This is a genomic window from Clostridium massiliamazoniense, assembly GCF_001403635.1.
Taxonomy (GTDB): Bacteria; Bacillota; Clostridia; order Clostridiales; family Clostridiaceae; genus Sarcina; species Sarcina massiliamazoniense.
The window spans coordinates 366,370-388,657 of record NZ_LN879467.1 but is presented as its reverse complement, the minus strand read 5'-3'; the positions used below and the strand labels follow the sequence as shown (position 1 = coordinate 388,657).

Below are 22,288 nucleotides of genomic sequence, written 5' to 3'. Positions count from 1 at the left end.
ATTAACATGTTAAAAATTAAAATATATTAAAATCAAATATTAAGATTATGATTTAAAAGTTAGATACTATAGAAAAAATGAATCTTTATTCTATTTATGGAATTAAGGAGTATTGTTTAGTGTATCAAGATAGGAAAATAGAGCAATATACCCTTCATAATGATTATTACAGAGTTGCGAAAGTATATAATCATAATGAGACTTATAAATCAGTTGTCTTTGAAGGTCTAGAGATTGATTTAAATAGAGTATATGCAGGAATAGTAGAATAAGTTATAATATATATTAATGGTAATATATGGGGTTGTTTATAAAGAAATTAATGATATGAAATATAATTTGCAGTAAATCGATTTTTTTATAAAAACTCTAAAATTAGCATAAATACTGATTTTGAAAAGGGTTTTTAAGAAAAAGAGAAAACACAACTGATGGTCTACTGCAAAATAACATGAATATTAAGAAAAAAAGTGCTTATAAATGGCTTTAAATTGTAAGAAAAATTATCTTTTTTTCGGGGTTTTATATTAACTATGAGGAATGTAAATATGAATCATTAAGATTTACACTATCAAGTGCTCCCCGTTTTATATTAACTATGAGGAATGTAAATCAAACTAAAATTTCTAGAATAGAGAGTAAGGATGGATGTTTTATATTAACTATGTGGAATATAAATTGATTTATAGCATGATGGTAGAAGGTTTAAAAGACTTTTGCTATCATATTATAATCATAATATATTGACATTAATGACTTATTAATGTAATATTTAGTAAAAGATAGATTTTATTAAAAGAGAGGTTTTTTATGAGTGTCTAGTATCGAACAATAATAAATTTAATATTAATTTCTAAAAAAAATGGGGTTTTAGGACCTTTATTTGTTATGGAATTAATTAAATTATTAAAGGAGATACATGGCACAAAACTAATTTTTAAGGTATAGTCTATCTATATTGAATTTGAGTTTTATAGTCTTGGTCTATCCAGGACTTTTTTTATTATAAAGTGAATAGAAATTTCGAAATCTATCTTTAGGTTTTGTGCCTTGTTTAATTTAGGAGGCATAATTAGTGAATAATATTACATTTGAAAAATTGAATTATAATGAATTAAAGGAAATAGTTAAGGGATATTGCGTAAGTGGACTTGGAAAGAAGCTTATAGAAGATCTTAAACCGAGTTCTCATATAAATACTGTTAAAAAGCGTTTGAATGAAACCACAGAGGGCAGAAGGCTTTTAGATTTATCTTATCATATACCATTAGATGGAATATTTAATATAATACCTTTGATTGATAAAGTAGAAAAAGGTTTAGTTTTAGAACCATCTGATTTAATAATGTTATCTGATTTTTTTAGAGGATGTAGAAGAATTAAAAGGTTTATGAGTGATAAAAGTGCTTATGCGGAACTTTTAAGTAGCTATTCTCAAAGTATAACTGATTTATATTATATAGAAGAGGAAATAAATAGTGCTATTAAGGGAGCAATGGTTGATTCCAACGCAAGTAAGGAACTTAGAAAAATAAGAAGACATATTGATATATGTGAAGGAAAGATAAGAGAAAAATTAGATAAGTTTTTGAAATCAAGTAATAATAAAGATTATATACAGGAGTTTTTTATTAGCAAAAGGAATGGGAGATACACAATACCTATTAAGGCAAATTATAAAAATCAGGTTGAGGGTAACATTATAGAGGTATCATCTAAAGGAACTACTGCATTTATAGAACCTGTTACTATTGCTAAATACACTTCAGAGCTTGAAGGATTAAAAGTTGAAGAAACTATAGAAGTATATAGGATACTATCAATTTTGTCAGAGAAAGTATTTGAGAAATTAAGAGAAATAAGACTTAATATAGAAGTAATTTCTGAGTATGATATGATATTTGCAAAGGCTAAGTATAGTTATGATATTGAGGGAATAAGTCCAAAGTTAAATAATAAAGGGTATATAAAAATAGTTAATGGTAAATATCCTATGATAAAAAATTCTATACCATTAAATTTTGAAATAGGAAATTTATATAGAGGGTTAATTATAACAGGTCCTAATGCAGGAGGAAAAACAGTAGTTTTAAAAACAGTTGGAATATTGACTTTAGCAGTACAATCTGGATTTCATATTGGGGCAGATGAAGGAAGTGAAATATCAATATTTGAAAATATATTTGTTGATATAGGTGATAATCAAAGCATAGAAAATTCCCTAAGTACATTTTCATCACATGTTAAAAATTTAGGAGAGATAATAAAGGAAAGTAACAATTCATCATTGTTATTATTTGATGAAATAGGAAGTGGAACAGAACCTAATGAGGGAGCAGCCTTAGCAATATCAATTTTGGAGGAATTGTATCACAAAGGTGCTATAATTATAGCTTCTACACATTATGGAGAAATAAAAGATTTTTCTAAAAAACATCCTCATTTTGAAAATGCTGCTATGGAATTTAAAAAAGATACCTTAGAGCCTCTTTATAAATTATCAATAGGAAAAAGTGGAGCAAGTAATGCTTTGTATATTTCAAGAAAAATGGGAATACCAGATAAAATTATTGAAAGAACTAAGAGTTATTTAGAAAAGAAAGATTATAATTACACTTTAATTAAAGATAGTAAAGTAAAAAAAGATAAAAATACAGTAATTAATGAAAAACAGTATGATTATTCTGTTGGAGATAGGGTAATTATCTTAGAAACTAAGGAAAAAGCTATTGTTTATAAAGAAAAAGACAATCTTAATAATTTAATAATCTTTTATAATGGTGAGTTTAGGGAAATTAATTCAAAAAGAATTAAGCTTGATTTAAAAGCAACAGAACTTTATCCAAAGGATTATGATTTAAATCAATTATTTGTTAGTTATAAAGAAAGAAAATTAGATCACGATATAGAAAGAGGTTCTAAAAAGGTATTGAAAAAGTTAAAAAAAGAGAGAAAAGCTACTATTTCTAAATAAAATTATTAGAACTTTAAAGTAAGTAGATTTATTTATATGAAATATTTCTAACGTAGCTTTGACAAGTAAATTAAATTTTAAATAAAAATCAGCATAGCTAAAAACTATGCTGATTTTCTTATATATGAATTTATATGAAAGAAGTATGGGGACTAAAGGATATTAAAATTATGTACAAATTAATTTCTTTTTAAACATAAAGTGGAAAATTAATATTTATTTTATGGAGTGAATTTATAATTAAATAAGGAAATTTTTCTTTAATATATTTTATACAATCATTAAAATAAGTTTAACTTTATATCAGAATTGATACTTTTACTTAAATCTTAATAGAAACTTAGTTTTCTTAGATATATAAATTTTTATTATGATTTTTAAGTTATTTTATTAATTTTAAATTTAATGTTATATTTAGAAGCAACTATGAAAAATAATGAATAGTTAATGTAATTAATTTAGTGGAAAGAAGAAGAGGAATGTAAATGAAAAAAATATTATTAGGTGTTTCAATATGTATAATAGTTATTATGATATTTTCTTTTTATGAATACATGATATCTGCATCTAGGTTTGTAGAACCTGAAGTTATTAATATTATAAATACCAAATCAAATGAATATATCAAATCAATCTCTGGGAGTAATGAACTTTATAGTGATGATGAAACTTATAGTTTTTTACTTTCATTGAAAGGGAAAAAATTAAATTTTGAAGCAGAATCTGATAATGAAGGTGCAAAAGATATATATGTATATGGTGTGAAAGTAAATCAAAGACCAATAGGAGTATATATGATCAAAGAAGGAAATTTATTTATGCCAAAATGGAAAGTAATAAAAATTTCCTTGTGGTAATTTAAGTAATATTAGAATAATTTATAAAGAAAATATATTTATATATATTTATGTTTACAAATAAGTATGTATTTCTATTTATAATATTATTTACTAATTTATTTGCGATTTTGCAAACTAAGTTTAAAATGTATAGGGAACTTTATAATAAAAAAGAAAAAATATACTTAAATAGTAATAAGTTTAGCCTAAAATATAAAAGAAATTTTATGCATAGATAAATATATCTAGCAATATACTCAGAAGGAGAGAAGAAATCTAATATCATGGAGGAAATCATGAAAAGTCTAAAGGGGACAAGAACAGCAGAAAATTTAATGAAATCATTTGCTGGAGAATGCCAAGCAAGAACAAGGTATACTTACTATGCAGCTATAGCCAAAGAACAAGGTTATGTTCAAGTTTCAAATATATTTTTGGAAACCGCAGAACAAGAAAAAGAACATGCTAAAAGATTTTATAAATTTTTAAAGGAAGATTTCAAGGATGAAACTATAGAAATTACGGCATCTTATCCTGTATCATTTCATGAGGATACATTGTTAAATTTAAAGGCTGCAGCAGCTGGTGAAAATGAGGAATGGACAGAATTATATCCTAAATTTGCAAAAGTAGCAAAGGATGAGGGGTTTGGAGCAATTGCTTTTGTATTTGAAAAAATTTCTGAAGTTGAAAAAAGACATGAAATTAGATACTCTAAATTAGCTGAAAATATAGAAAAAGATTTAGTATTTAAAAAGAATAAATGCACATTATGGAAATGTTTAAATTGTGGTTATATATATGAAGGAGAGGAAGCTCCTGTTAGATGTCCAGCTTGTGCTCATCCTCAGGGATATTTTGAAATCTTTGTTGAAACATACTAAAATGAAAATTGTGGGATAGGCATTATATAAGTGCTTATCCTTTTATATTATAAAAAATTAAAAAATGTAATGCTGAGTATTCTAACAAAGCTTTCTTATGGATTTAAAGCAGAATACTATTAAAATTTTTTACTTATCAGTAATAAGTAAACTTAATACGTAATTTATTAATGACAGATAATTTAAATAATATTAAGAAAATATATAAGTTATATACATAGAAAGATGATAATATAAGAGTATGATTAAATTTTAAAAGGCTACAATTTTAGCTAATTTATAAGACTTATTAAGAGTTTTATAATTTATAAAGAATGTAGCCTTTTATTATTGTATTATTTTTATTTAATAAATTATTTTAATGAAATTTTCTTAAGAAGATTTTTTTTATGATTTTTAAATTTAGATATATGATGGTTTTCAGAATAGAATCCTATAAATATTAATGTAATACCTAATGCGCAAAAAAGACCTTTCATGAATTCAGGAAGAAGGTTAGTACAATTTCCTAATAAGAAAATGCCATTGAATAACAAGCCAAAATTAATATAGTTATTAAATTTTTTCATATTATTACCTCCAATAATTATATATTCATATAGAATATTATATTCATATTGCAATAAGAAAATAAAAATATTATAAAAAAAGTAAAAGATTATAGTTCTATAACAGAATAATGAATTACTAGGATATAACTTAGTTTATTAAAGTACATAGCAAATATAATTAAAAGTAAGGGATGTTAAAAGTGCGTTATGAGAGAGAATAATACAAAAGGTTTTAATATAATGGTAGGAGTTTTTCTTATAATGGCTGTAATTAATCCATTGGGAGGGATAGTAAATGCAGCTTATTTAAGAATTACAGGTGAAAAGACAACAGGAATCATAACTTCTTACGGTATGACTGAAAATGCAACTAAGGGAGGTATTTATTATACTTATTCTCCAATTGTAAGTTTTAAGAATTTTGGTAATGAAGTATCAGCTATTGCGAATTTTAATGATAGTAAGAAGCAATTTAATAATATTGGTGATGATGTTGTAATATATTATGATAAAAATAATCCACAAAAAATAATGGTAGATAACATTTTCTCAGCATATATTGACAAGCTAATAAAAATATTAATTTATGTATCTATCGTTGTATTACCAACGAGTCTTTTATCCTTAATGTCCATAAAAGGATATGGTGGTGTTGGTTTTTTAACAACAGAAGTTCCAGTAAAAAATAAAATTTATGCATTGTTATTAGGAGCTGTACCAACTATAACAGCAGCATTATGGATATTTCAATATAGGTTTTCGAAAACAGAAAATAATGCAGCTTATCTTGTTCTTTCAATGACAGTAATAGCAATTTATTTAGTTGTGTTAGTAAAAACTTTAATATCAATTTTAGGAAAGTCAAGAAATAGGTAGAGATTATTAAATTTTAAAGTTATAGATCATTAAAAAGAATAGTATAAAATTATATTGAAAGATAATATAAGAAGCAAGAAAACTCTCTATGAAAGATTAATTTAACATAGAGAGTTATTTTTATTTTAAGATTGAATTGAAAAAATCCTTTTTAGAAATAAAATTTTTTCTAAGGAGGATTTATTTATTAAATATTAAGAAAAGGAAGAAATCAATGGTATGCATTTTCTTTACCATTGAACTATTGGAAAAAATATATGCTATAATTGTTTAAAAAAATAAACCAATGAACCAATAGACTATTGCTCTAAGGAGGGACTGATGTGAAGAAGAGTATTAAAATTCATGTTTTATTATCTGAATTAAGTCTTAGTTTATAACAATAGATGAAAGGAATCTGAATAATGGAAAAATGTCATGAGAGAAGATTACAATTAGCAAAAGAATTTAAAGATTGTCAAAAGGCTTTTGTAGCTTTAGGTGATGAGACAAGACAGCATATTATAATAGCCTTACTTGAAAGCGATGTTCATGGAATAAGAGTTGGTGAGATTACAAAAAGAACTCACTTATCTAGACCAGCAGTTTCTCATCATTTGCAGATTCTTAAAAATGCAGGAATTATTAGTATGTATCGTGAAGGAACTAAGAACTATTATTATGTAAATTCAAGTGAAACTGTATGGAAACAACTTTTAGAGTTCATGGGAAATATCTATAGTATTATTCAAGAAGTTTCTAATGAACGTTGCTCAAAAAGTGAAGATGAAATATATAATATTAAATAAAGAAAAAATAAAATTTATTGTTTAGAAGGGGAATGGAGGAAAATCTATGGATATTTTAGAAGCTATGAATATACGTCATTCAGTTCGTAGTTATACTGATAAAAAAATTGATGAAGATACAAAAAGTGAATTGCAAAAGGTAATTGATGAGTGCAATGTTGAAGGAAATATGCATATTCAATTGTGTACTGATGAACCAAAGGCATTTGGTGGGCTTATGGCTAGTTATGGTAAATTTAAAAATGTAAAAAATTATATTGCAATCATCGGAAAAAAGGGGAAAGACTTAGAAGAAAAGTGTGGATATTATGGTGAGAAGGTTTTATTAAAAGCAGTTCAGTTAGGACTTAACACATGTTGGGTTGCACTTACTTATAGTAAATCAAAAACTCTTTGTTATATTGATAAAGGGGAGAAGCTATGTTGTGTAATAGCTATAGGGTATGGCGAAACATCAGGAGTTAGTCGTAAGACAAAATCAATAGAAGAACTTTGTAATGTACATGGTGAAATGCCTCAATGGTTTAAGAGAGGAATGGAGGCTGCACAACTTGCACCAACAGCTATGAATCAGCAGAAATTTTTAATTACTCTAAATGGAAACTTAGTAGGTGCAAAGGCATTAAGCGGATTTTATACTAAACTAGACCTTGGAATTGTTAAATATCATTTTGAAATAGCAGCTGGTAGTTCAGGATGGAAGTGGGATATAGAATAAAAAGATTAATTAAAGGATTAAGATAGCTTTTTAATTGAGCTATCTTTTTTAGTGATTTCTTATAATAGTGTTTTTAATAATATTGACACATTAAAATAATAAGTTTGTTGTAGTTTGTAAACTTCTTTATTAAAACTTTGTATTAATATTAAATATGTAAAAAATGTTAACAACTAAAAATTATGGAGAAAACACTAAAAGGAGAACAACTTATGAAAAGGCTATTAATTGGAGGATTAATTATAGTAGTTTTAGGAATAGGAGCAGGAATCTTCTCTTACAAAAAGACAATGAACTCTAATATTTCATTAAAATCTACTAGTAATAAAGAAGTTTCTAAGGGAGTAAATGCAACAACAGCGAATTCAAAAAATGTGGTTAATAACACAACCTTAAGTAATAATAATAAATCTCAAGATGAGCATAGCTTAAATACTAGCAATAGTTTAAGTAGTAGTAATAAATTAGAAAATAGCAATGGTAGTGAGGGCAAGAATGGAAGCAATAATGGGACAGAAAAAAGCAATAGCATCAATTGGAATTTAATTAATTCAACAGGAGTTCTTTCACAGGAAAATGTTGATTTCTTAATAAAGGGAATAGATAATGCTTTATATCCAGAGGGTGTAACTCATGATGTAGAGTTTAAATCAACTAGAGATATGATAAATTATGTTAACGATACTATTATTCCAATGATTAGAGCTAAGTTATCAGGTGAAAATTTAACTAAATTTAATGAAACTGTAGAGAATTTTGAGAATTTTAATCAAAGTTCAACAAAATTTTTTGTTGATGGAAGAAAGGCAACAGTTTCAAATGATAAAATTGTTTATGAAATTGATATAAGAGCAGCCTATCAAAATTTTGCAGCTTATCTTATAAGTAGTTATACCAATTATGGATATAATCCTACTTTGACAAACTCAGTGAAAAGAATTTATGAATTAGATGGACAAGGTATTGTTCCAAGTAATCTTATGAATAATTTTTGTAATGCTAAAAGTCAAGCTGAAGAAGTTTTAAGCAATATGAATAGTAATAATTATAATAGTGTAAATAATTCATATAACAATATTTATAATATCTTAAATAATAGTTTAAATGAAAATTATGGATATATAAAAGAGAATATTGATAATATAGTAGGTCCAACTCTTCTAACTAATTATGAAGAACAATGGATAAGTTTTAAAAATAGGCAAATAGAGATTGCTGGGCAAGGTCTTACAGGCGTTAATAAAGAAGTAGCACAACAAAGAGAAACTATAAGATTAACAGAACTTAGAAATTATAATTTATTGTACAATTTTTCTTATGATCTTACTTATTAAATAAGAAAGCAGCTAACAGCCCCTAAGTTTTACTTAGGAGCTGTTATTTTTATAATTTAATTGTCGAAAGATAATTTCAATGATTAGATTTTAAGTTGTAACTAGAATTTATAATAACTTATTTTAAATATTGTGAACTAACAAAGGCAGTTTTACCATTGAACATAATTTTACTCCAATTACCTTCTTGTCCTATAACGTTAACCTTAGCCCCTTTTGGTAGAACTCCTAACTTAGCACCATTCATAGATGCTTTGGCTCTAACATTTAAGCCTTTAGCAGTAACCATTTTAGTTGTTACTTTTGCTTTAGGAGCAGAAGAATTTGAGTTAGCTAAGTAATTTGATGAAACAAAGGCAGTTTTGCCATTGAACATAATTTTACTCCAGTTACCTTCTTGTCCTATAACATTAACTTTAGTCCCTTTTGGTAGAACTCCTAACTTAGCACCATTCATAGATGCTTTGGCTCTAACATTTAAGCCTTTAGCAGTAACCATTTTAGTTGTTACTTTTGCTTTAGGAGCAGAAGAATTTGAGTTAGCTAAGTAATTTGATGAAACAAAGGCAGTTTTGCCATTGAACATAATTTTACTCCAGTTACCTTCTTGTCCTATAACATTAACTTTAGCCCCTTTTGGTAAAACTCCTAACTTAGCACCATTCATAGATGCTTTGGCTCTAACATTTAAGCCCTTAGCAGTAACTATTTTTGTTTGTGATGCATTAGATAATAGTCTAATATTTTGTTGAGCTGGTGAAGCTACTGCTGAAACATTTGGAGTAGCTACAAAAGCCATGCTTGATAATAATGTTGTTGTTCCTAAAAGAGTTAAAATATTTTTTCTTTTCATATTAACATCCCCCATTTTTCTTTTAGTTTTTTATTTTATTTTTTTGTAGTTATTAGTATGTTTTGTGCTTCTTTCGTTTCACCTTATAGCTTAATTATAAGTGGGAAATAATAAAAATACAGTAGAAAATCTGTTAATAATATTAACGAAAAGTGAATAAAATGATCATAAATTGTTAAATTATATAAAAAATTAACAATTTATTTAAAAAGAATCAAATAAAAAACAAAAAAAAGTATTTTTTTTAATACTTCTGAAAGAATTATGTATTTATTTGCTAAATAATATATTTTCAAACTTTATTTTTGGAATTATTAGGAATGAATAAATTGCTTAATGGTTAATTAAGGGAAAATAAAAGTATAATTATTATAATTAAAAAAGGACTGTATTAAATCAGCACCTTAATTTATATTACTTTTATAAATGTATTTTTTTATCTGCCGAGATAGCTATATAGATACAAAATGATGAACCCATATAGCTAGGCGAAAAGGTAGAAAGGATGTATCTGCAATTTGATACATCCTTTAATAAATCATAGAATATTATTTTGATTAAATTATAATTTATACATTAAATATGTAAATATTTAATGGACTTGTTTCTAGTAGGTTTCAACAAATAGTTCAAAATACCCTTGAGGATGTGCACAAGCTGGACAACTAATAGGGGCTTCTTCACCTTCATAAATATAGCCACAATTTAAGCATTTCCATAATACAGATTTTTCTTTTTTAAATACTGAATTTTCTTCGATATTTTTGGCTAGTTTAGAATATCTAATCTCATGTCTTTTTTCAACTTTAGAAATTTCTTCAAAAATAAAAGCTATCTGAGGAAAGCCTTCTTCTCTAGCAATTTGCGCAAAGGTAGGATACAACTCTGTCCATTCTTCATTTTCACCAGCAGCAGCAGCTTTTAAATTTAATAATGTATCTTCATGAAATGACACAGGATATGATGCTGTTATTTCTATAGTTTCATCTTTGAAATCTTCCTTTAGAAATTTATAAAATCTTTTAGCATGTTCTTTTTCTTGTTCAGCAGTTTCCATAAATATGTTTGAAATTTGAATATAGCCTTGTTTTTTTGCTATACTTGCATAGTAAGTATATCTAGTTCTAGCTTGGCTCTCTCCTGCGAATGATTTCATTAAATTTTCAGCAGTTTTTGTATTTTTTAAACTTTTCATAATTACCTCCATATTTTTGTAATTTATTTTTTATTGGGTTATCTGGTCATTAATGTTTATAATATTTATAATTATTATTTTCTTTCAATCTAGGAGAAACTCAATTTGTAGAAAATATAATTCTCCTAGATTTAGAAATAATATTAATTTAAGTTATTTAAGTGTAGTAGCTTTAACTCTTTCTTCTTGAGACATTTTTGAAAGGGTTTTAACTCTTTCAATATCTAATCCAAGGCCCTTTGCTACTCTTGTGCCGTAATCAGAATCTACTTTATAGAATAAGGCAGTTTGTCTATATTGTATTTTTTCTAAAGCACCACCTAGATTATTAACAATGTTTGAAATTAAATTAGCTCTTTCTTGATCTGTTAATGTTTTTCTATAAAATACACCAGCTTGTACAAAATCTACATCTTCTGTTTGAACCTTATGCCTAGCAATAATACCATTGACTTCTATTGCTGGAGGAGTAAATATTTCATCTGGTTTTACCTTTTCAAAACTATTTGGATAGTAATTTAATGATGATCCACCGTTATTAAAAGTAGCATATCCATCTCTTTGTTTTGTATGGAATGGGCATTTAGGTGCATTTATTGGTAATTGTTCATGATTAACTCCAAGTCTATATCTATGAGCATCTTCATAAGCAAATAATCTACCTTGTAATAACTTATCAGGTGAAGGTCCTATACCTGGCACAAAAGTACTTGGTGCAAAACCAACTTGTTCAACTTCTTCAAAATAATTTTCAGGATTTTTGTTTAATACAAGTTTTCCAACGGGTATTAATGGAAAATCTTTTGTATACCACACTTTTGTAATATCAAATGGATCAAATTCATAATTTTTAGCTTCCTCGTTTGTCATGATTTGAACATATAGTGTCCAGCTTGGGAAGTCGCCTTTTTCTATGCTATTATATAAATCTTCTATAGCGTGATCGGGATTTTTAGCTGCCATTTCTTGAGCTTCTTTAGCTGTAAAGTTTTTTCTTCCTAAATCTGATTTAAAATGATATTTAACCCATACATATTCATTTTTTTCGTTGTACCACATGTAAGTATGACTTGAGAATCCGTGCATATGCCTTAAAGTTCTAGGTGTACCTGAATCACTAAATAACCATGTTACTTGGTGAATTGATTCTGGTGTTAATGATAAAAAGTCCCAGAACATATTAGGATCTTTCAAGTGGGTTCTTGGATTTCTTTTTTGTGTATGAACAAAGTCAGGGAATTTTATAGCATCTCTTATAAAGAATACTGGAGTATTATTACCAACCATATCATAATTACCATCTTCTGTATAAAATTTCAATGCAAATCCTCTTGGGTCTCTTGCTGAATCAGGGGAACCTGATTCTCCACCTACTGTTGATAATCTTGCAAATACCTCTGTTTTCTTTCCAACTTCACTTAAAAATTTAGCTTTTGTATATTTTGATAAATCATTTGTAACTTCAAAATAACCATGAGCTCCAGCTCCTTTAGCATGAACAACTCTTTCTGGAATTCTTTCTCTTGTGAAATGTGCTAATTTTTCAATTAAGTGATTATCTTGAATTAATCCATAACCTTCTGGAGTAGATATTGAGTGATTATCATCTGAAATTGGCATACCTGTAGCTGTTGTTAATTTTTCTTTTCCCATTTTAATTTCTCCTTTTCATTAAATTATTTTGTAGATTATTTTTAGTTAAACAAATACAAGAGTTAATTAATAATAATTATTAATTAATAAAAATAATATATTGATTAATTAAATTTTGCAAACGTTTTAGATAAACGATTTTATTAAAAAGAAATAAATTTATTAGAAATATTTTGTATAAAAGATAAGATAGTTAAGAAAATGTTTAAAATAATCTTATAAAATTAATGTTTCATTTTAATTTTTATATTAGTTTCGATTTATAATATGCTTTAGTTGTTTTTTTGAGATAAAATTTATTTATTATTAAAATTTAAATAAGTTTTTACTTACTTTTAGAATTTTTTTAGTTAAGGTTTTTACAGATGTTGATAAATTAAATTTAAAATATGTTATGATAGGTAAGGAAAACATTAAAAAGTTTTTATTAAGTTAAGATTTAAATAATTAAGATAGAATAATCTCATTAACATATGATAAGTTAGATAATTTAGTTTTATTAACTAAATAGAAAGGAATATTTTATGTATGTACAAACTCAATTAGATTTAGGACTTTTTGATTCTGTAGGTGATAAAAGTAGCCATGAAGAAAATAAAAGTAGTAATATTATAGATAGTATATTAGAACGTAAGAATGATTTTATAGAACATAAATTAATTACTAATGGGGAAGATGGTAATTTCTTATTGGAGCTTAAAGAAGCCTTTAATGGTTGTAAGAGTTTTTATTTTAGTGTTGCTTTTATAAATTTTTCAGGATTACAGTTAATTTTGGATCAATTAAAGGAAATGGAGAATAGAGGTATTAAGGGAACCGTAATAACTTCAACATATTTGAATTTTACTCAGTCAACTGCCCTAAGGAAATTAAGTAGTTTTGATAATATAGATTTAAGAATATTTATAACTGATGAAAAATTAAGGGGCTTTCACACCAAGGTTTATATATTTGAATATGAGGATTTTTATAAAATATACATTGGTTCTTCTAATCTAACTCAAAGTGCTTTAAAGAGCAATGAAGAGTGGAATGTAAGAGTAATGAGCAAAAGGGAACAAACTTTCACTAAGGAAATTATGGATGCTTATAGTAAGCTTCTTCAGGAGTGTCATAAGGTTGATGAACATTTTATAAATGATTATGAAAGTTTCTTAAAAGAAATAAAAAAGGGAAAACCAATAGAGCAGAGCAGAAGCTTTTTATTGAAGTATGAAAAAATAAGACCTAATGTTATGCAAAGTAGAGCATTAGAAAACTTACATAGATTAAGAAGCCATGGTGGAAAAAGGAGTCTTGTTATTGCAGCTACTGGTACTGGAAAAACTTATATGTCAGCCTTTGATGTTAAGGAATTTAATCCTAAAAGGATGCTTTTTATTGTACATAGGGAAGATATTCTTAGAAAGGCTATGACAGATTATGCAAAGATAATGCCAGAAAAAACTTTTGGATTATTTACAGGAAATATAAAGGAAAGTGAGAAAGATTATATTTTTGGTACTATTCAAAGTATATCAACTCACTATGAAGAATTTAAAGAAGATGATTTTGATTATATAGTTATAGATGAAGCTCATCATAGTGCCTCAGAAAGCTATAAAGCTGTTATAGATTATTTTAAACCTAAATTTTTACTTGGTATGACAGCAACACCTGAAAGAACAGAAGGAACAGACATATTTTCTATTTTTCATAATAATGTTGCTTTGGAAGTAAGATTAAATGAAGCTTTAGAAAAAAGTTTAGTAGTGCCATTTCATTACTTTGGAATAACTGATATAGATTTAGTGGACTATAGTGGTATAGATATTAATGATATTGGAAAAGTTTCAAAGCTTCTAGAAATTAATGAAAGAGTAGATTTCATAATAGAAAAGATGAATTTTTATGGTTTTGATGGCTATAAAAGAAAAGCTGTTGGATTTTGTGCTAGTGTAGAACATGCAGAATACATGGCTAGAGAGTTTAATAAAAGAGGAATAAAAAGTACTGCTTTAACAGGAAGTTCTTCAATTAGTAAAAGACAAAGCGAAATAGCTAAATTAGAAGATGATAAGGATGATTTAGAAGTAATTTTCACTGTAGATTTATTTAATGAAGGAATAGATATACCATCTATAAATTTAGTTTTAATGCTTAGACCAACTCAGTCTTCTATTATTTTTATACAACAACTAGGAAGAGGACTTAGAAAATATAAGGAGAAAGAGTTTTTAACAGTGCTAGATTTTATAGGAAACTATAATAAAGCTTTTCAAATTGCTATAGCCCTAAATGGTGCAAAATATTACGACAAGGAAAGTTTAAAAGTTTCAATAAAAACAGATTTTTCTAATATACCTGGATGTACAAACATTCAAATGGATGAAATAGCTAAAGAAAGAATATTGGAGCAAATAGATAGAGAAAACTTTAATACAATGAAGTATTTAAAGGAAGAGTATAATGAATTTAAGAAAATTAATGGAGGAAGAGTGGTAAACTTATTAACTGATTACTTTACTTTTGAAGGAGCTCCAAATCCACTTAAATTCATAGGAGCTATTCCTAGTAAAAGTTATCTTGGGTTTTTAGAAAAAGTTGAAGGGAATTTTGATGATTTAAAGCTATTAAAGAATGAAAAATTTAAATTAGTTTTAAAGGATATAAGTGCAAAATTACCTTTAAAAAGACCTTTTGAATTTATTATAATTAGATATCTTATAAAAAATGGGATAGCTACAAGGGATGAACTTAAAAATGATATAGAAAAATATATAGACTTTATAGATGAGGAAACTTTTTCTTATACCATAGAGTGTTTAAGAGGAGATTACCACAGTAAAAAGGAAAGTAATTTTAATTTTATAGAGGACCTTGGGGAAAAAATAATTCTTGCTCCAGAGCTTAAAGAAGTTATTGAAGAAGAAAAATTCAAATTATATATAGATGATTGTATAAATTATGGCTTATTAACTTATGAAAGAGAATTTGGAACAGAGAATTATGGAATGCCTTTTCTTAAACTTTATAGTCAATATACAAGAGATGATGTTGTAAGAATGTCCAATGCTACAAAGAAATTTGGTGGCTATGGAATGGGAGGACTTAAAACTAACGGTAATGACTGGTATATGTTTGTTGGAATGGAAAAGGAGAAGGATATAAAAGAAAGTATAAATCATGAAAATGAGTTTATAGGAAGAGATGTTTTTGTATGGCAAAGTAGAAATACAACAACAATAGAGTCAGAAGCTGGACAAAAGCTTATAAATAATGTGAAAGAAAATATTAACATGCATCTATTTGTAAGGAAATATAGAGAAATTGATGGAGTAGTAGAACCTTATATATATATGGGTATGGGGGATACAGTTTATTATGAAGGAGAAAAGCCTATAACTGTGCATCTTAAATTAAGAAATAAAGTGCCAATGAAAATATATAATGAATTAAAGTAGTTTATCTATAGCTTATGGAGACTTTAGTATTACAGACACTAGTCATGAGATAAAAGTATTTTTGTAAATGAATTTGCAAATTTTCTGCTAATGGGTGTATAATAGATGTAAGCCGTGTAGTTTTTGATAACGTAAATCCAGTTGTCAAAGCTACACATTTTTTTATTAAAAAATAAATAAAAGTAATATTTAAATTTTTTAGAACAATGTATGTAAACGTTATCAAAATTGTAAATATTAATTTTTAAAATCTATGTAAGGGAAGTGCAAATTATGTTTAAGGTAGATGATTATATAATTTATGGAGGAAGTGGAGTATGTAAAATAGTAGATATATGTCCTTCGCCATTAAAAAGTGGAGATAAAGAAAAGCAATATTATAAATTAAAGCAGATATATGAAGGAAAAAGTATTATATATACACCAATTGATAATCATAAAATTATGATGAGAAAGGTAATATCAGAGCAAGAAACAAATGAATTAATAGATCATATTAATATAATAGAAAGTACATTCTTTGATGATAATAGAAGTAGGGAGGAAGAGTGTAAAGCTGCTATACATACACATGATTGCAAAGAATTAATGAAAGTGTGTAGGGGCTTACATTTAATAAAAGAAAAACAATTAGAAGATGGAAAGAAACTTTCAAGTATGGATAATAGATATTTAAAAGCGGCAAAGGAGCTTTTACTTGGTGAATTTTCAATTTCTCTTAATAAATCTAAAGAGCAAGTTGAACAGCTAATAATAGATAGAGCAAAGTATAATCATAATTAAATAATAATAAATATTAAATAAAGAAAGGAGAAATGATATAATATTAAGTGTAAAAGTAAAATTCAAGTGTTTGGATTATTTACACTTAAAAGGAGTGATTAACTTATGACAAAAGGTATTTTCAAGGAGTTTTCTTTAAAAAACTTAAATTTAAAAAATAGAGTAATTATGGCGCCTATGTGTATGTATATGGCTGAAAATGATGGAATGGTTAATGATTTTCATTATGTTCATTATATGAATAGAGTTATAGGTGGTGTTTCTGCTATAATTCTTGAAGCGACTGCTGTTGAACCAAGAGGAAGAATTACTGATAAAGATTTAGGAATTTGGGATGAAAAGCATATTGAAGGATTAAAAAAGGTAGTAGAAGGTATTAAAAAGTATGGAGCATATGTAGGTATCCAATTAGGGCATGCTGGAAGAAAATGTTCTATAGAAAATGAAACTATAATAGGACCATCAGCTATAGCTTTTAGTGATGAATATAAAGAACCTGTAGAAATGACTAAGAATGAAATGGAAGAAGTTAAAGTAGCATTTAGAGAAGGGGCAAGAAGAGCTTTAGAAGCTGGTTTTGATTTTATAGAAATCCATGGTGCACATGGATATTTACTTTCAGAGTTCTTATCACCTTTATCTAATAAAAGGGAAGATGAGTATGGTGGAAGTCTTGAAAATAGAACTAGGTTTATTGTTGAAGTAATAAAAGAAGTTAAAAAAGTTTGGCCGGAGGATAAAGCACTTGCACTTAGGGTTTCAGCAAAGGATTACGTAGAAGGTGGAAATACTAAGGTAGAAATGGCTAAAATAATAGATATAGTTAAAAAAGAAGGTATAGATTTAGTTAATGTAAGTACTGGAGCAGTTGTTTCAGATGTCATTATAAATGCTTATCCTGGATATCAAGTTCCAGAAGCTGAATATATAAAAGAAAATTGTAATATTCCAGTTATAGCAGGAGGATTAATTACAACAGGAGATCAAGGCACTGAAATAATAGAAAATAATAGAGCAGATTTAATATTCTTAGGAAGAGTTTTATTAAGAGATCCTTATTGGGTTTTAAATGAAGCTAAGAAAAGAAATATAAAATTAGATTACTTACCTTCAGCTTACGAAAGAGGAATATAATTATAGAGTGAAAAGCTATGAGATAACTTTGACTAAGCATTCAGATGGAGTCAAAACTCCACCTGAATTAAGTCTAGGTTTATATTTAGAGGAAATGTATCAAAATTGCAAGATACATTTTCTTTTTTTTATAGCTGAAATTTAATTCCAAATTCATAATAAGTCAATATCTTTTATGTATAATTTTACCTGAGTATAATAAATTTAAGAGGTGGATGATGAAAAGTAAAAAGTTAGTGTTAATATGTACAGCTACTTTGATTGGTATGAGTACTTTATTCGTATCTTGTGGAAATGAAAAAACTGTATCTAAAAAGATAGAGTCAGTAGGAAAGGTTGAAAGCCAAGATGGACAAGAAAATAAGGATAAAGAACAGGTAGAGAATCTTAAAAATAATGTAGAAAATAAAGAAGAAAAAGTAGATTTTAGTAAATATTCAGATGAATTTTTGGTGAACTTTTTAAATGAAGGAACAGAAGTACTTAAAAGTGGAATAGAGTGTGACCGTGGAAAGTTAGAATATTTTGATGATAAAGAGGCATGTTATAATGAGCTTGTAAGAGGAAAAGAAAGTATAAAAAAGAGACAAGAGCTTATAAATAAATATTACGCTCCTGGAGTATATGAAGAAGAGTACATAGATAAAGATGGGAAAACTTATTTGAAAAATTGGTATTATGAAGATCATATGCCTTACGAGTTTCATAGTGTTAAATCACGTGAAGTTACAGGAAATAATAGTTTAAAGGTGAGATTTAATGTTAGTTTTCTTTATGGCTATCCTGTAATTGATAAAAATATAAAGACAGTTGAGTTTAAAGAAGTTAATGGAGAACTTAAAGCAGCATCATATTTTGAAGAAAGAAGTATGATTAATGCCATAGAAAACAAGGATGAATCAAAGCCTTGTTTAGATGATAAACAGAAAGAGTTTTTTGATTATGTTAATAAAAATTTAGATGGTATTTTAAGGGATGACCAAATTGTAAGTGGTATATCTGAAAGATATTATGATGAGGGGACAGATAGTAAATATTATGGAGTATCTATTACAGAGCCAACTCAAAGTGCTGTTTGCTATTTTGTAAATACAAAGAATGGAGCTATATATGGACATTATGAAGGTAGATTTGTAGTAGCCCCTAAACAATAAAGAAACTATATAAGCACAATAAAAATATAGTAAAAGTAAGAACTATCTCAAGGAAATAAAAGTTTTTTTCTTGAGATAGTTTTATTGTATTATATTGAATTAATTTGAAGCTGGAGCAAGGTTAAGTATTAGTAACTCCCCTACTTCTGTTGCTATTTCTTCTGCACTAGAATTTAGTTCATTAAGTACAAAAGATTCTACAATACCTAAAACAGCCATACCTAAAAATCTTGGAAGTATTTCTGAATCTCTTTTAGGTTTTACTACAGCTATTTTTTGATTAATTTGATCCATCATAAAATCTAAAAGACGTTGTCTAAAAGATACAGTACTTTTGCTTGAGAATAAGGCTGAAAAGAAAGCTTTGTTTTCTTCAAAGTACTTAAACCAAATAATAGTCCCTTCTACATAACCTTTTTCTTTTTTGCTTTCACATATTTCTTCTAGTTCTTCTAATTTTTTATTAACTAAGGTATCTAATAAATCGTATTTATCTAAATAGTGTAAGTAAAATGTTTTTCTACTTATATCAGCCTCTTCAGTGATTTTTTTTACAGTAATTTCATCAAAGCCATCTTTAATTAGCATTGTTAGAAAAGCTGATTGAATTACTTTTTGTGATTTTAAGATTCTCCTATCTATTTTAGTATTCATATAAAAACTCCTTTTTGATTAAACTAAAAAACATCTTAAATAAATCAATAATATTAGAATTATCATCAAATAAACTAACATATACAAAGATTTAATATACAAATTTAAAAAAATGTGTATTAATTCACGATAGTGTAGATGTGGTAATTGAAGTAATTCCTTTTATGTTTTAATATAAATATACACGAGGGAATTAAAACTCGCAAGTATATAAAAAAATTTTAAAAGGTGGTAATAAATATGAAAATAAATAAAAAAAATATAAAATTTAATGCACGTGGTTTACAAGTAGCAGCTATTTTAAATGTTCCTGAAAATGCTGAAGAAAAACAAAACCCTGCAATTGTTTGTGTTCATCCAGGAAGTAGCTGTAAAGAACAAACTGCAGGTATCTATGCAGGAAAGCTTGCTGAATTAGGATATGTAACTATTGTATTTGATGCATCATATCAAGGAGAAAGTGAAGGAGAACCAAGATATATAGAAGATCCAAGTGCAAGAGTTGAAGATATTCGTTCAGCAGTAGATTACTTAACAACACTTGATTTTGTAGATGAAAATCGTATAGGTGTATTAGGAGTTTGTGCAGGTGGTGGTTATGCAGCAAATGCAGCTATGACAGAAAAAAGAATAAAAGCTGTTGGTACAGTTGCTGGTGCTAATATTGGTCGTGTACAACGTGAAAGTGGAGATTCTATTTCAACATTAGAAGCAATTGGAAAACAACGTACTGCTGAAGCTCGTGGGGCTGAATCTATGATTGTAAACTGGATTCCTAGAAATCAAGAGGAAAGAGAACAAGCTGGTATTAATGATATAGATATTGTAGAAGCTGTTGATTATTACACAACTTCAAGAGGACAAAGTCCTAACTCACCAAATAAATTAAATTTTGCTAGTATAGAATTAATGATGGCTTTTGATGCTTTCCACTTAGCAGATGTTTTATTAACTCAACCTTTACAAATTATTGTTGGTGATGTACAAGGAGCTTTTGGATCATATAGAGATGGACATGAGCTTTATAATAAAGCGGCTTCAAAGAAAAAAGACTTATTTGTAATTGAAGGTGCAAGTCACTACGATTTATATGATAAGGAAGATGCAGTTGGAAAAGCTATTGAGAAATTAGAAGTATTCTACAAAGAAAATCTTTAAGATTAAATTAAAAAATCTAATTTAAAAGAAACTTAAAAAAATAAAAAGACTCTATGTTAAAGAAGAAGTATTAATATACTTTGAAAATAACATGGGGTCTTTTTTATAGTAAAAATAATAAAATTAAGTCTTAGTTTATATGAAAAATAGAGCTAACCATAGTTATAGTAAGAGATAGGATGTAGAACTAATAAAAGTTTAAAGTTTATTTATGGGAAGTTAGCAAAGTTAACATTGGAAGGAGATATAATGAAATACAGAGGGAACTTGTAAAGAGATAAAGGGGGAAATACACATGAAAAAAACACATATAACATTAATTGGTGCTATGATAGCTACTTTAGGATTAGGGGCAGGAGTTACGGTTACTAAGACATATAATAAGACTGCTGTTGAAAGAACAGCCAGTGATAGTGCAAAAAAAGAAACACCAGCTACAACTGATGTAGCAAATGATAAAGAAAATAGTACAGTTGAGGAAAATAATATAAATAATGAAATCACAAGTGAATCTACAGATATAAAAAGCACAGGTGAAAGTAATACAAAAAATGAGAATATAAGTAAAGATAATGCAAAAAAAGAAAGTGTAACTACTAATAGTGGAAACACAACTAATGAAAAAACAGAAACTCAAAATAATAATAAATCAGAAAGTAATACTACTGTTAATATAAATAAAGAAGAAAATAGCATATATAAGGCTGGGATTACTAAGGCAGATATAGAAAAGGTTTATGATAAGTATTGTAAAAATGTAGGTGCTATGTATTCTAAATTTGGAAGCCATTTTAGACATTATGGTCAATTAATATTTTCTGGAGAAGAAGGTGGTGGAGATGAAAAGACTGTTGAACAGTTTTATACTATGAGTGATAAAACTTTAAATGACCTTTGGAGTGGATTGAAAACTATTTTATCAGAAAATGAAATGAAAGCCTTAACTAAAGAACAAAACCAATGGATAAAAGAGAAAGAGAATATAAAGGAAGATGCTATTTCTCCCTTATCAGCAGAAACTAGAACTCAGTATGCACAGGCTGAAGCAACTTATAAAAGGGCTATAAGTTTAGCTAAGAAGTATTTAACGTAATATAGAAATTTTATTTAAAAATTATAATGAGGCTCTGTATAGAATTGTGTAAAAGTAATTCTATATGGAGTCTTTTGTATTATCAAAATTTATCTGATAGCTAGAGGATGTAATATTCCTATGTTCTATAAGTAGAAGATAAACAGCCTTACCCTTTTAAATAACCACCACTATGCACTAAGATGGAGTCAAAACTTCACCTGA

19 protein-coding genes are annotated in these 22,288 nt (G+C 27.0%); 14 read left to right on the top strand and 5 right to left on the bottom strand.

Annotation, left to right across the window (positions count from 1 at the left end):
* The first annotated feature begins 119 nt into the window (after positions 1-119).
* From ARA19_RS17520 to rbr (ARA19_RS05735), 4 genes are all read left to right on the top strand, one after another.
* Positions 120-272, top strand: a complete 153-nt coding sequence (locus ARA19_RS17520) for a hypothetical protein (RefSeq protein WP_242862400.1) — start codon at positions 120-122, stop codon at positions 270-272.
* A gap of 803 nt (positions 273-1,075) precedes the next feature.
* Positions 1,076-2,974: an endonuclease MutS2 gene (locus ARA19_RS05745; RefSeq protein WP_055070014.1), complete on the top strand. Its 1,899-nt coding sequence runs from the start codon at positions 1,076-1,078 to the stop codon at positions 2,972-2,974.
* A 485-nt stretch (positions 2,975-3,459) separates the two neighbouring features.
* Positions 3,460-3,831, top strand: a complete 372-nt coding sequence (locus tag ARA19_RS05740) for a hypothetical protein (protein ID WP_055070013.1) — start codon at positions 3,460-3,462, stop codon at positions 3,829-3,831.
* 278 nt (positions 3,832-4,109) lie between these two features.
* Entirely contained in the window at positions 4,110-4,697 is a 588-nt protein-coding gene (gene rbr, locus ARA19_RS05735; protein ID WP_055070012.1) for a rubrerythrin, read from the top strand.
* A 353-nt stretch (positions 4,698-5,050) separates the two neighbouring features.
* Here rbr (ARA19_RS05735) and ARA19_RS05730 read toward each other — a convergent pair whose 3' ends face one another.
* Complete coding sequence (locus ARA19_RS05730) at positions 5,051-5,266, bottom strand: hypothetical protein (RefSeq protein ID WP_055070011.1); 216 nt, start codon at positions 5,264-5,266, stop codon at positions 5,051-5,053.
* Between the two features lie 189 nt (positions 5,267-5,455).
* Between ARA19_RS05730 and ARA19_RS05725 the strand changes: the two genes are divergently transcribed.
* From ARA19_RS05725 to ARA19_RS05710, 4 genes are all read left to right on the top strand, one after another.
* Positions 5,456-6,124 (top strand): DUF3592 domain-containing protein, encoded by a 669-nt coding sequence (locus ARA19_RS05725; protein ID WP_055070010.1) that lies wholly within the window; start codon positions 5,456-5,458, stop codon positions 6,122-6,124.
* A gap of 404 nt (positions 6,125-6,528) precedes the next feature.
* A complete protein-coding gene (locus ARA19_RS05720) occupies positions 6,529-6,912 on the top strand; it encodes an ArsR/SmtB family transcription factor (protein ID WP_055070009.1) in 384 nt (127 codons plus the stop codon).
* A gap of 46 nt (positions 6,913-6,958) precedes the next feature.
* On the top strand, positions 6,959-7,630 hold the full coding sequence (locus tag ARA19_RS05715) for a nitroreductase family protein (protein WP_055070008.1): 672 nt from the start codon (positions 6,959-6,961) through the stop codon (positions 7,628-7,630).
* Between the two features lie 212 nt (positions 7,631-7,842).
* Positions 7,843-8,964: a hypothetical protein gene (locus ARA19_RS05710; RefSeq protein WP_055070007.1), complete on the top strand. Its 1,122-nt coding sequence runs from the start codon at positions 7,843-7,845 to the stop codon at positions 8,962-8,964.
* Positions 8,965-9,082: 118 nt separating this feature from the next.
* Here ARA19_RS05710 and ARA19_RS05705 read toward each other — a convergent pair whose 3' ends face one another.
* The 3 genes from ARA19_RS05705 to ARA19_RS05695 all read right to left on the bottom strand — a co-directional run bounded on the left by ARA19_RS05705 (position 9,083) and on the right by ARA19_RS05695 (position 12,665).
* Positions 9,083-9,817 carry an SH3 domain-containing protein gene (locus ARA19_RS05705; RefSeq protein ID WP_055070006.1) on the bottom strand — a complete coding sequence of 245 codons (735 nt, stop codon included), beginning with the start codon at positions 9,815-9,817 and terminating at the stop codon, positions 9,083-9,085.
* A 607-nt stretch (positions 9,818-10,424) separates the two neighbouring features.
* Positions 10,425-11,012 carry a rubrerythrin gene (rbr, locus tag ARA19_RS05700; RefSeq protein WP_055070005.1) on the bottom strand — a complete coding sequence of 196 codons (588 nt, stop codon included), beginning with the start codon at positions 11,010-11,012 and terminating at the stop codon, positions 10,425-10,427.
* Between the two features lie 153 nt (positions 11,013-11,165).
* A complete protein-coding gene (locus tag ARA19_RS05695) occupies positions 11,166-12,665 on the bottom strand; it encodes a catalase (RefSeq protein ID WP_055070004.1) in 1,500 nt (499 codons plus the stop codon).
* 524 nt (positions 12,666-13,189) lie between these two features.
* Between ARA19_RS05695 and ARA19_RS05690 the strand changes: the two genes are divergently transcribed.
* From ARA19_RS05690 to ARA19_RS05675, 4 genes are all read left to right on the top strand, one after another.
* Entirely contained in the window at positions 13,190-16,108 is a 2,919-nt protein-coding gene (locus tag ARA19_RS05690; protein WP_055070003.1) for a DEAD/DEAH box helicase, read from the top strand.
* Positions 16,109-16,381: 273 nt separating this feature from the next.
* Complete coding sequence (locus ARA19_RS05685; protein ID WP_055070002.1) at positions 16,382-16,891, top strand: CarD family transcriptional regulator; 510 nt, start codon at positions 16,382-16,384, stop codon at positions 16,889-16,891.
* Positions 16,892-16,996: 105 nt separating this feature from the next.
* The gene (gene namA, locus ARA19_RS05680; protein WP_055070001.1) at positions 16,997-18,025 is read left to right on the top strand and encodes an NADPH dehydrogenase NamA; all 1,029 of its coding nucleotides are present in this window, start codon (positions 16,997-16,999) and stop codon (positions 18,023-18,025) included.
* A 218-nt stretch (positions 18,026-18,243) separates the two neighbouring features.
* Entirely contained in the window at positions 18,244-19,179 is a 936-nt protein-coding gene (locus tag ARA19_RS05675) for a hypothetical protein (protein WP_055070000.1), read from the top strand.
* A gap of 99 nt (positions 19,180-19,278) precedes the next feature.
* Here ARA19_RS05675 and ARA19_RS05670 read toward each other — a convergent pair whose 3' ends face one another.
* The gene (locus ARA19_RS05670) at positions 19,279-19,833 is read right to left on the bottom strand and encodes a TetR/AcrR family transcriptional regulator (protein ID WP_055069999.1); all 555 of its coding nucleotides are present in this window, start codon (positions 19,831-19,833) and stop codon (positions 19,279-19,281) included.
* A 240-nt stretch (positions 19,834-20,073) separates the two neighbouring features.
* Here ARA19_RS05670 and ARA19_RS05665 point away from each other — a divergent pair, with 240 nt between their 5' ends.
* Complete coding sequence (locus ARA19_RS05665) at positions 20,074-20,991, top strand: alpha/beta hydrolase (RefSeq protein WP_055069998.1); 918 nt, start codon at positions 20,074-20,076, stop codon at positions 20,989-20,991.
* Positions 20,992-21,286: 295 nt separating this feature from the next.
* Positions 21,287-22,084 (top strand): lysozyme inhibitor LprI family protein, encoded by a 798-nt coding sequence (locus tag ARA19_RS05660; protein WP_055069997.1) that lies wholly within the window; start codon positions 21,287-21,289, stop codon positions 22,082-22,084.
* Positions 22,085-22,288 lie beyond the last annotated feature (204 nt).